Here is an 11,480-nt window from a genome sequence, read left to right as displayed (position 1 = left end):
CCGTTTCATTCAATCCTGACCTGACCGCTTTCCCTCTCGCCAGGCCACGGCTGCCATGGTCACCACCATGGTGGCCAGCCAGATCATCCGGCTTTGATAGCGGTCATGCGGGTTGGACAGGGCGCCATTGATGAAGGCATTGCCCAGCAGGGCCAGCGCCACGAACAGGGCAAATGCTGCCAGATCATGCCGGTCCCGCCGCAGACCCCAGCCGATCACCAGCAGCAACCCGATCATCGACAGATAGCCTGCGGGCACATGGACCCGGTTCAGGGCGGTGAACAGGGCGGGGCTGATCTCTTCTTTCTGCTGCCGGGCCGCGTTGAATTCCAAATCCTGCTGGGCGGGCAACATGCGATCGAACACCCGCCGCGTCATATATTGCCATTCCGTCAGCCCGTCGCCGCTGCCGATGGTCAGCAACTGTTCCCCGGTGGCTTGCAGCGCGGTGGTCAGGAAGTGGCCGGGATAGGCCAGGATGGTGGCCCTCACCAGGGCAGCCAGTTCCGGCTCTGCCCCTTTCCAGCCGCCGATATCGTTCAGGGGGCTGTCCTCGTGCCAGAGGAAGTCATTGGCATTGTCGGGTAGCCGGTTTTGCAGGGCGCAGAGCTTATAGGGGGCGGGGCTGCCATCTTTGGGGCAATGGTCAGCCAGATAGCGCTGGGCCAACCCATCCTGCACCAGCCGTCCATAGAGAAAGAAGGGGCCGCCCGGCGTATAGCCGGCATGGCCCACCAGGGCCAGATGCGCCAGCGGCATCAAAATCAGGCTGGCGGCAACGATGGCAAAGGGCGGCAGCACGCGCGGCTGGATATTCCAGCCCAGCCGGGGCGCCAGCAGCCGGGCGGCACCGGTGGCCGCCACCAGCCCGATGGCCAGCGCCATCCCGCTCATATGCGACAGCAGGGAGAACAGGGCGATCAGTGCCACACCGGTTCGTTCGCGTACTGACAATGTGTAGCCCTTGAAGCCCAGCAACCACAGGCTGAGCACCAACAGCGGCATCCAGATGTCCGGCATCAACTGGCTGCTGTACCAGGCGATCCCGGTCAGGGCGGATAAGACCAGCGCCATCGCCCCCGCCCGTGCCTGCGGTGGCCAGCCGGCGGGGCCGATGGCGTGCGCCCGCAGGCAAAGATGGATCAGCCACAAGGTGGCGGCGCATTGCACCAGCACCGGCCCCCAGAAGCTGAGCCAGCCCAGCGAGCTGGCATAGAGGAACAGGCCGTAAAAGACGGATCGCCCTGCCTCCAGGCTGCCATCCAGCACGCGGCGGATATAGCCGCCAGTATCAAAGAAGACGATGGCGAAGCCGTTCCACACCGCCGGCCCGGCGAGTGCGATGATGCCCAGCCAGAGCGTCAGGCGCGGCCAGTCAATGCCAACCCGCCGCGCCTTGGGGCTGTCATCATCATCCAGCGTGGAGGCGGGGGGCGGTGTCATGGTCATCCGATATTTTTGGTTAATTTTGGCCCAAGGTTGGGATTAGGAACGCCAAAGGCGGCAAGTTCAAGGCCGCATCGCAACGGTGTTGTTGCAAAGCGGCTGAAAACAGCGTCCTGTTGGCCCCGGCCGTGCCATATTGCGGGCCTATATGTTGTACACCATCTGCTTGCCTGCTCCATTCCACCCGCCGCCATAACAGCCCCCGCCCGATGATGCCGCGACTTCCCGCCGCCCTGCTGCTTGTCTCTGGTCTGGCCCTGGCCACCGCCGTCTCCGCACAAGAGTCCCGTCCCCCGGCGGATGCACCGCCCCCGCCACCGGCGGCACCGCCGCCCAAGCCGTCGGCCGTGCCGGCGGCGGAACGGCCGTTTGAGCTGTCGGGCGTGGATGTGGCCTCTGAACGGGACAAGCCGCAGGTTTGTTTCAACTTCACCCGCTCCCTGCCCCGGCCGCGCAAGGGCCTGGATCTGGCCCGCTTCGTCACCGTGGCCCCGGCCGACCCGGTGACGGTGACGGCGCGCGACCGTGATCTCTGCCTGGAAGGGCTGAACCATGGTCAGCGCTATACCATCACTATCAAGGCCGACCTGCCCAGCGCCAATGGCAAGGAAAAGCTGGCCGGGGCGATCACGCGTGAAGTGCAGGTGGCCGACCGCAAGGCGGTGCTGGCCTTCCGGGGCCAGGGTTATCTGCTGCCGCGTGTCGGCGCGGAGGGGCTGCCGCTGCGCGGCGTGAATATCGACCGTGCCCGTGTCTCTGTGCTGCGCGTCAATGACCGCGCCCTGGTGGAGCAGATTTATTACGGCCGTATCAACCAGACCATGACCGATTTTGAGGTCGGCGACATTCTGGACCAGAAGGGCCAGGTGGTGTGGAAGGGCGAAATGGCCATGGGCGGCCAGCGCAACCGCGCCGTGCAGACACCGTTCCCCATTGATGCCGTGCTGGGCAAGCTGGCGCCGGGTGTCTATGTCGCGGTGGCGGAAAATGCCGCCCTGCCCATGGTGGCCTGGGACCAGCGGGCCACCCAATGGTTCGTCGTCTCCGATGTCGGCTTGACCAGTTTCAAGGCGGCCAACGGGCTCTATGTCTTCGCCCGCTCCCTGGCCGGAGCCAAGCCGCTGGCGGGGGTGGAACTGCGGCTGGTGGCCCGCAACAAACAGGAACTGGGCCGTGTCACCACCGGCCCCGACGGGCTGGCCCAGTTCAGCCCGCAACAGGTGGGCGGCAAGGATGATGCCGCCCCGCAGGCCCTGTTCGCCGCCAGCCCGGATGGCGGCTTCTCCCTGCTGGATTTCGGCACGCCCGCCGTGGAACTGGCCGGGCGCGGTGATGGTGGCCGGCTCAATCCCGGTGCCCTGGATGCCTATCTGGTCAGCGACCGGGGCGCCTATCGCCCTGGCGACGCGCTCTATCTGATCGGGCTGGTGCGCGACGCCGATGGCCGCGCCGCGGCCGGGCAGAAGCTGACCGTGAAGCTGTTCCGCCCCGATGGGCTGGAGGTGGAGCGCCGGGTTGCCGATGATCAAGGCGCCGGCGGGCATCTGCTGCGAATCGAACTGCCGGCCAATGCCCCGGCAGGCCGTTGGACGGCCACCGCCCATGCCGACGCTAATGGTCCCGCCATCGGCCGCGTTCAGTTCAATGTCGGGGAGGTGGCGCCGGTCCGGCTGGAATTCGATCTGGCGGCCGACCGGCCCCGCATCGGTGCCGATGGCAAGCTGACCCTGTCGGTGGATGGCCGTTATCTGGCGGGTGGCCCTGCTGCCCGCCTGCAGGGCGAACTGACGGTGCTGCTGCGCCCGGCCGACCGGCCTTATCCGGGGCTGGAGGGGTACCGGTTCGGTCTGGCGCAGAAGCCGCTGGCCCCGGAAAAGCGCACCCTGCCGGGCTTCACCACCGGCCCGGACGGGCAGGCCCGCGTGGCGGTGGATCTGGGCAAACTGCCGGAGACCACCCGCCCGCTGGAGGCCGTGCTGCGCGCCACGCTGCATGATGTCGGCGGCCGCCCGGTGGACCGCGACATGGTGCTGCCGGTTGATCATCAGGCCTTCGCCCTGGGGCTGAAGCCCAATTTCAGCGGTGATGCCGTGCCGGAAGGGGCGACGGTTGCCGTCAACGTCGTCGCCATTGCCCCGGATGGACAGGCGCAGACCCGCAAGGGTCTGTCCTGGGAGCTGTTCGAGGAAGAGTATGATTATGACTGGTACGCTGCCGATGGGCGCTGGGAATATCGCACCACGGTGCGCGACAAGCGGCTGACCGGTGGCAGCGTCGATGTCGCCAGCGACAAGCCCGGCCTGATCGAAGAGCAGGTGCGCGCCGGCCGTTACCGGCTGGAAGTGTTCGACCCGGCCACTGGCATTGCCAGTTCCCTGCGCTTCTCGGCCGGCTGGTGGGTCAGCGCCAAGGTGGGGGAGACGCCGGACGCGGTGGAAGTGGCTGTGATGCAGCCGCTGCACAAACCGGGGGAGACGGCGCGCGTCTTCGTGAAGCCGCCTTATGCCGGCACCGTCACCGTTGCCCTGGCAGATCGTGCCATACGGCAGGTGATGGTGAAGGAAATCGGCACCGAGGGTGCCTTCCTGGATATTCCGCTGCCGGCCGATGTGACAGCGGGGGCCTATGTGCTGGCCACCGCCTTCGCCCCCGCCGATCCGGCCAGCCGCACCCCGCCGCGCCGCGCGCTGGGCATGGGCTGGGTTGCGGCCGATCCGGCCGACCGTACCTTGAAGGTGGAAATGGCGCCGCCCGCCGGCGTGCATCCGCGCGGACCTGTCAGCATTCCCGTCACCATCACCGGGGCGGAACCCGGTGCCACGGTGCGGCTGGCGGTGACGGCGGTGGATGAAGGGATCGCCCGGCTGGGTGACCGCCTGGCGCTGGACCCGGTGGGCTGGTTCTTCGGCAAGCGCCGCCTGTCGGTGGAACTGCGTGACGTCTATGGCCGGCTGGTCGGCCCGGCGGAAACGCCGGTGGCCGCCGCCCCGCCGGCTGCCCCCGCGACCCCGGCCGATGCCGGCCGCACGCCGCCGCGACCCCCGGTGGCCGCACCAGCGTTGCGCAACGGCCCGGTGACGGCGCTGCATTCCGGCATTGTGCAGGTGGGGGCGGATGGCAAGGCCACTGTCACCCTGACCCTGCCCGACACGCAGACGCGGCTGGCCCTGACGGCGCTGGCCTGGAGCGATGGCAAGGTCGGCACTGGTCATGCGGCGATGGATGTGCGTGACCCGGTGGTGGCCGATGCCGTGCTGCCGGCCTTTGTCGCACCGGGCGACAAGGCCCAGGTCACGTTCAGACTGGATAATCTCTCCGGTCCCAACGGCACCTACACGCTGACGCTGGGCACGGAAGGCCCGGTGAAGCTGGAAGGCAAGGCCGAACAGGTCTTCAAGGGGCTGCGCAAGGGTACCAAGGTGACGGCGACCCGCAGCCTGCTGGCCGGTGATCCCGGCTATGGCGTGCTGGTGCTGACGGTGAAGGGGCCGGAAGGCTACAGCCTGACCCGCCGCCTGCCGGTGAATATCCGCCCCGCCCATCCGCTGACGGTGGTGGAGGCCCGTGGCCGCATCGCCCCCGGTGCCCAGGTGGCGCTGACCGCGCCTAAGACCGATGGCCCGGTGGCCGGCAATGCTACCCGTGTGGCGATGCTGGGCAGCCGGCCGCTGCTGGACGCGGCGGCCAGCCTGTTGGCGCTGGACAGCCAACCCTTCGGCTCGGCCGACCAGTTGGCGGCCCGCCTGCTGCCCCTGGCCGGTTCCAATGAATGGGCCAAGGCCGCCGGCCTGCCGGCGGATGACAAGCTGAAGGCCAAGGCCGACGATCTGGTGGAACGGCTGGTCAGCCACCAGCGGGCCGATGGTGCCTTCTCGCTCTGGTCGCATGACGGGGTGGGTGATGTCTGGCTGACCGCTTTTGCCCTGGATGTGCTGACCCGGTCGCGGGAGGCCGGCTATGCCGTGCCCGACGATGCCTATCGCCGGGGCATGGATTATCTGGTCCGCTCCATCGGCAATAGCTGGATCGAGGATGCGGAACTGCCGGCACGGGCCTATGCGCTCTATACGGCGGCGCGGGCCAAGGCGATTGATATCAAGCCGCTGCGCTTCTTCCAGGAAACTTTCTATGCCCGCACGCCCACCCGGCTGGCACGGGCCCAGGTGGCGGCGGCCTATGCGGCGCTGGGGGATGGGGAGCGCGCGGCCGGCATCTTCGCCCGGCTGGATGAGCCCTTGCCGGTGGCTGTCGGCATCCATGATTTCGGCAGCACCCTGCGCGACCGCGCCGCCGTGTTGGCCCTGCTGATCGGGGCCAATGCCGATGGCGGGCTGATCGATGCCGAACTGGCCGCCTTGGAACCGCTGCTGCGCGATGCCGCCCATACCTCCACCCAGGAACATGCCTGGCTGCTGCTGGCGGCGGAGGCGGTGGCCGGGCGGGGTGGGCCGCTGAATCTGGTGATCAACGGGCAGGCGGTGACGGGTGACCGGCCGGTGATCCGCCCGCTTGCCGGGGCGGAAGCCAAGCTGACCGTGCGCAATAATGGCGACCGCCCGGTCAACAGCCTGACCGCCACCGCCGCGATCCTGGCCAAGGCCGACAAGGAAGCGGCGGAAGGCCTGTCGCTGACCCGTCAGATCATGGACACCAAGGGCAAGCCGGCCAATCTGGCCCGCATCCGCAATGGCGACCTGCTGGTGGTGGTGCTGGAAGGCAAGGCCGACCGGCCCATCACCACGCCGCTGCTGCTGACCGACCCGCTGCCCGGCGGTCTGGTGGTGGAGAATGTGCGGCTGGCCGGCAGCGCGCAGTTGGGGGACTTGTCCTGGCTGGGTGAACTGTCGGATGCGGCGCGGGTGGAGTTCCGCGATGACCGTTTCATCGCCGCCCTGGACGGGATGCCGGAAAGCGGTAGCTTCCGGCTTGTCTATCTGGCACGCGCCCTGACACCCGGCAGCTTCACCCTGCCGGCGGCCCGCCTGGATGATCTGGTGGACGGCAGCCGTTTTGCCCGTACCGCGTCGGGCAGCCTGACGGTGCTGGCCAAGTAATACCAATCTGCCAAGGCAGCAGATGCCGCCGCCCGGCGCTCGAGGGAATATGAAATCCGTCTTGATCGGTCACGATCAAGACGGATTGGTATAAATGGCCGGCATAGATGACAGAAGATTGGAGGCGGCCGGCTGGACCGCCTCCAATTCGTCTGGTGCAAACTGGTCGGAAATCGTTGACAATAATGGCTATTGTACAGCTTCCCGACGTTCCTGCTCCGCGTCTTCTGCGGAACACGCCACCACGACTTTGCCCGTTATGCCACCGCTTTCCACCAGCCGGTGGGCCTCGCGCAAACTGGCGGCGTTTAGCGGTTGGAATATGCGGTTGGCAGTGGAGCGCAACACGCCAGCATCGACCAGTGCGGCCACTTCCTTGAGGACGCGATGCTGCGCCACCATGTCCGGCGTGCCAAACAGCGGGCGTGTGAAGACCATTTCCCAATGCAGCGACACGCTCTTGGCCTTGAACGGTACGGCATCTAGCGTATCATGATCGGTAATGATGCCGAGCCGTCCCTGCGGTGCAATCAACGCCGCCAGCTCGGCCCAGTGTTCAGCCGTGTTCGACAGCGCCGTGATGTGCGTGACAGGGGGCACCGGCAGCGCAGCGACTTGTGCCGGTAGGGACTGCCGATGGTCAATGACGTGATGGGCACCCAGGGCCAGGCACCAGTCACGGCTTTGCGCGCGTGACGCCGTGGCGATCACTGTCAACCCCGTAAGGCGGCGGGCAAGCTGGATCAGCATCGAACCGACCCCGCCGGCACCGCCCAGTACCAGCAGGCTACCGGTATCGGTCGGCTTGCCGGGTTGCACGCCCAGGCGCTCGAACAGCAATTGCCAAGCTGTCAGCGAGGTCAGCGGCAGCGCCGCTGCTTCGGCAAAGCTCAGGCTTTCGGGTTTGTGTGCAACGATACGCTCATCGACGATGTGCGACTGTGCGTTGCTGCCGGTTCGGTCGAATGATCCAGCGTAATAGACCTTATCGCCAGGCCGGAACAGTGTGACCGCCTGGCCCACAGCTTCCACAATCCCGGCGGCATCCCAGCCCAGGCTGTGGACGATATCCGGTGCTGCGACCAGTCCCGCTCTTATCTTGGTATCCAAGGGATTAACCGAGACGGCGCGGACGGCAACGCGCAGATCGTGCGGCCCGGGTGCCGGGCGCTCCCTCACCACGTCAACAAGGCAGTCCGGATCGTCCAGCCTGGAGTGCTTGCGAAACACCACGGCGGCGACGCTGGGAGATGAGATCGTCATCATCACCGCCCCCTGCCGGCCACAGGTCCATTCCAGCGCATGGCGCGGGAATGGTTGGCGTTGTGCGAACCGACATGCAGCCGATGCGCCTGAATGTCGGTGGAAATACGGAGAGGCATCCCGGACAGACCCTTCGTTGAGAGGTAAGGCCGTGACGTTAGAGGTCTCCGTATTAAAGAGAAAGCCGGGTACAGTTCCTTTCTATGCGGTATTTTCTGTCCGCAATCGAGGTGTGAAATGGATAGCCTGAGCGGCTTTGTGGTGTTCGTGCAGGTTGCGGAAACGGGTAGTTTCGTGGCGGCTGGCCGACTGTTGGGCGTGTCCGCCTCCGCTGTTGGCAAGAGCGTGGCGCGGCTGGAGGATAGGCTGGGCGTGCGCTTGTTCCACCGCAGCACCCGCAGCGTCATGCTGACGGCTGAAGGCGCGCTCTTTCTGGAACGCAGCCGCCGCATCCTTGCCGAGATCGAAGCCGCGGAAATGGAATTATCTCAGGCAACGGCGGCTCCGCGCGGTCGTTTGCGCGTCAGTTTGCCGATGGTGAGTTCACTGATGCTGCCGGTACTGGGGGAGTTCATGCGCGAATACCCTGAGATCGTACTGGATCTGGATTTCACCGACCGGTTGGTCGATGTGGTCGAAGAAGGTTTCGATGCCGTTATCAGGGCCGGCGAGCCGGCAGACTCGCGCCTTGTCGCTCGAAAACTTGGTTCGTTCCGCTCGGTGCTGGTGGCTTCCCCAGACTATCTGCTGCGCCGTGGCACCCCCCAGGTTCCCGCCGATCTGCTGGGGCACGCCTGTCTGCATTATCGCTTTCCTCATACCGGAAAGCTGGAGCCGTGGGAGCTGCACCGTGTTGCCGGAGAGCCCGAGCTGCAATTGCCCGTCTCCATGATCTGCAACAACATCGAGACGCGACTGCGCTTTTCGCTGCAAGGCTTGGGGATTGCATATTTGCCCGAATTTGCCGTCAAGAAGCCCCTGGCGGATGGGCGACTACGCGCGATATTGGAGGGATATGCACGGCGATCAGGGGTGTTTTATGTGCTCTGGCCTGCAAGCAAATACCCGTCACCGAAAGTGCGGGCTTTCGTGGACTTTCTCAGTAAGCACGTATTCTCTGCACCCTGCCCGACGTAAAAGTTAATCGGCACTGACGACCGATAAGACCATTGGTCATCATTGATAACCGTTGGCACTAAGACGACGAGTGCTGCCTTCGTGCTAAATTTCATCACGCCGTCAGCAGGTTGCCGGAGGTGACCAGCACCTTCCGCCCGGCGATGGACAGCAGAATATCCCCCGGCCCGGCATAGCGGCATTGCCGGCGGGACCAGACGGGGCCGTCGGTGCCGGCATGGCAAAGGTGGCGCTCCCCTGTTGCCGGGTCCATCACCGTCGCCACATGCTGGCCGGCCGTGACCTGATCCCCCAGCGCCACATGATAAAGCGCCACCCCGCCCACCGGTGTGCGCACCCGGTCCACGGCGGCCAGCGGGGTGGCAAGGGTAAGGTCCACCTCAATGGTGGGGGCGGGCAGGGCCAGCACCCCGCGCCAGGCCAGATGGCCGATGATGGCGGCGGCATCCTGTGCGGCCAACCCCTCATCCACATCGCTTTCGCCGCGCAGTTCCACTGTGGTGGCGTGACAGCCGACGGGGATGGGGGTTTCCGGCGTGTCGAACAGGGCGCGCAGCCGGTCCCATGGGGTGGAACAGGCCTCATCAAACGGCTCCCCGCCGGAGCTTTCCGCCAGCAGGGCGGCCAGACAGCCCAGCCGGGTGGCCAGATCGGCAAAATCGGGCCAGCAGGCCGGCGTGGTGTAGAGATGCATGGCCGCTTCGCTGTCGCAATGCAGATCCAGCATCAGATCGGCATCCACGGCATTCAGCAGCAGCAGGCGGCGCAGCGCATCCGCCTCCGTTCGCGGTGTCAGGGCCAGGGCGGCGTCGGCCAGGGCCTGCTGAATCAGGCGCCGGTTGGCATCGGCATCCGGTCCCAGCGGGCCGGCGCGGCCATTGCGCAGGGCCTGGGCCACCGGTTCCCACAGGTCGGCAAAGCTGCGGTTGAAATTCACCCCCGCCGCCAGATCGAATCGGCCCAGATGCGTGCCCAGCAGCATCTGGTCCAGCCCGATCGGGTTGGCCATGGGGACCAGCACAATCTCCCCCGTCACGGCCCCGGCCGCGTCCAGCGCTGCCAGATGCCGCACCAGTTGCTGGGCCACCAGCATTCCCGGCAGTTCGCCGGCATGAAGCCCCGCCTGGATATAGGCCTTCGGCCGCGCGCCCGGCTGGCCGAAACGGTGAATGCGGACCGTGCGGCTGGTGCCGGGGCGACCATGCGGCAGGGTGATGGTGTCGATCGCGTGTGTCATGGTCCCGGATTTGGCCTCAAGCCCGGCTGATTGTCCATTCACCTTTGCAGCCGGATGCCGGCATGGCATGGTCGGGCATGGTTGCATGACGGATATGGATATCGGCTTGAAGGCGATCGGCGGATGGCGTGCGGGGGCGCTGGCGGCGGCCATCCTGGCCTATGGCGCGTTCAGTGCCCCGGCCCCACCCGGCCTGCGCCCGCAGGAAATGCTGATCTTCGCCGGGCTGATCCTGTTCATCGGCTGGCGTGGGCCGCTGCTGCTGGCCAGCGGGCTTTCCCTGTTCAGCCGCTTGTCCGGTCCCACGCTCGCCTTTCGCCTGGCCTCCCTGGTGCTGGTGTTTCTGCTTTGGCTAGGGGTGCTGCGGGGCCTGTGGAATGGTTGGGGCGTCACCGACATGGCGCGGGATATCCTCCCCTTTCTATTTTTATCGCTGCCCGTGCTGCTGGCCCCGGGCCTGTCCCGCCTGTCACCGGCCCAGTTCACCCGGATGGTGGATTGCGCCGGCTGGGCCGGCTGTGCCCTGGCCTTGCGCTGGTGGGTGGGGGCGGGGCTGACCCTGTCGGCCCTGGGCAGCACGTCTTTGGGGGAGGGCAAGGACTACCTACTGAACAGCGCCCTGGTTCCCTTCGCCGGTGTCTGGCTCTGCCTGCGGGCCTTGTCACGGCCGGGCGGTGACGCGGGGCGGCTTTGGCGGCTGGGCCTGCCGCTGCTCTATGGGGTGGGCGGGCTTGCCTGCCTGCTGGCGCTGGCGGCCACCATCCACCGGGCCGCCCTCGGCCTGTCGCTGCTGGCTATCCTGCTGGGCCTGTGGCGGGTGCTGGCCCGCCGCCCGCTCTTTGCCCTGTTGCTGGGTGGTGGGCTGGTGGTGCTGGTTGTTGTTGCCGGGGTGCCGCTGGCGGGTGTGGCCGGGCTGGTGGCAGCGAAGACCGAATCGGTCGGCATGAACAACCGGGTGGGGGAGGTGCTGGCGGTGCTGGATCAGGTGGGGCGCGATCCGCTGGCTTTCGTGATCGGTGATGGCTGGGGGGCGCTGGTCGCCAATCCGGCTGTTGGCTATTGGCGCGTCTCCTACACGCACAGCGCGCTCAGCTATTTCCTGCTGAAGGCGGGCCTGCTGGGCCTGATCGGAATGGCACTCTATGCCGGTGCCTTGGCGGGGCAGGTGCTTCGCCGGCTCTCCCTCCAGCCGATGCTGTTCCTGGCAGCGCTACCACCGTTACTGATTGGCAGCTTCCTGCATACAAGTTTTAAATATATTTGCTTCAGCATCATCCTCTCGTTGGTCGTTTCAACGCCAGAAATACCCTTTACAAGGGAGTAAATGGTATTCAATCTTCACG

General features: G+C 66.4%; 6 protein-coding genes. 3 read left to right on the top strand and 3 right to left on the bottom strand.

All coding sequences use genetic code 11. The features are described 5' to 3' along the window. Window positions 1–9: 9 nt before the first annotated feature. On the bottom strand, window positions 10–1,443 hold the full coding sequence (locus GE253_RS01635; protein WP_153202377.1) for a hypothetical protein: 1,434 nt from the start codon (window positions 1,441–1,443) through the stop codon (window positions 10–12). Window positions 1,444–1,655: 212 nt separating this feature from the next. Here GE253_RS01635 and GE253_RS01630 point away from each other — a divergent pair, with 212 nt between their 5' ends. Beyond that, window positions 1,656–6,500 carry an alpha-2-macroglobulin gene (locus tag GE253_RS01630; RefSeq protein ID WP_153202376.1) on the top strand — a complete coding sequence of 1,615 codons (4,845 nt, stop codon included), beginning with the start codon at window positions 1,656–1,658 and terminating at the stop codon, window positions 6,498–6,500. Between the two features lie 189 nt (window positions 6,501–6,689). On the opposite strand, the gene GE253_RS01625 is transcribed toward GE253_RS01630, so the two are convergent. After that, window positions 6,690–7,766, bottom strand: a complete 1,077-nt coding sequence (locus tag GE253_RS01625) for a zinc-binding alcohol dehydrogenase family protein (protein WP_153202375.1) — start codon at window positions 7,764–7,766, stop codon at window positions 6,690–6,692. 234 nt (window positions 7,767–8,000) lie between these two features. Here GE253_RS01625 and GE253_RS01620 point away from each other — a divergent pair, with 234 nt between their 5' ends. After that, window positions 8,001–8,900, top strand: coding sequence for a LysR family transcriptional regulator (locus GE253_RS01620; RefSeq protein WP_153202374.1), 900 nt, complete (start codon window positions 8,001–8,003; stop codon window positions 8,898–8,900). Window positions 8,901–8,994: 94 nt separating this feature from the next. Here the strand turns inward: GE253_RS01620 and GE253_RS01615 are convergent, their stop codons facing one another. Then, window positions 8,995–10,137 carry a succinylglutamate desuccinylase/aspartoacylase family protein gene (locus GE253_RS01615; RefSeq protein ID WP_173012440.1) on the bottom strand — a complete coding sequence of 381 codons (1,143 nt, stop codon included), beginning with the start codon at window positions 10,135–10,137 and terminating at the stop codon, window positions 8,995–8,997. 85 nt (window positions 10,138–10,222) lie between these two features. On the opposite strand from GE253_RS01615, the gene GE253_RS01610 reads away from it, so the two are divergent. Continuing rightward, window positions 10,223–11,461, top strand: coding sequence for a hypothetical protein (locus GE253_RS01610; protein WP_153202372.1), 1,239 nt, complete (start codon window positions 10,223–10,225; stop codon window positions 11,459–11,461). The last annotated feature ends 19 nt before the right edge of the window (window positions 11,462–11,480 follow it).

The sequence above is a fragment of the Niveispirillum sp. SYP-B3756 genome (assembly GCF_009495745.1).
GTDB lineage: Bacteria > Pseudomonadota > Alphaproteobacteria > Azospirillales > Azospirillaceae > Niveispirillum.
Note: the sequence above shows the minus strand (reverse complement) of the source record. Positions and strands in the feature narration are given on the sequence as shown.

Coding starts and splice junctions, on each gene's coding strand:
- GE253_RS01615 (WP_173012440.1), bottom strand. CDS start 10,137: ATGACACACGCGATCGACACCATCACCCTGCCGCATGGTCGCCCCGGC.
- GE253_RS01625 (WP_153202375.1), bottom strand. CDS start 7,766: ATGATGACGATCTCATCTCCCAGCGTCGCCGCCGTGGTGTTTCGCAAG.
- GE253_RS01635 (WP_153202377.1), bottom strand. CDS start 1,443: ATGACACCGCCCCCCGCCTCCACGCTGGATGATGATGACAGCCCCAAG.
- GE253_RS01630 (WP_153202376.1), top strand. CDS start 1,656: ATGATGCCGCGACTTCCCGCCGCCCTGCTGCTTGTCTCTGGTCTGGCC.
- GE253_RS01610 (WP_153202372.1), top strand. CDS start 10,223: ATGACGGATATGGATATCGGCTTGAAGGCGATCGGCGGATGGCGTGCG.
- GE253_RS01620 (WP_153202374.1), top strand. CDS start 8,001: ATGGATAGCCTGAGCGGCTTTGTGGTGTTCGTGCAGGTTGCGGAAACG.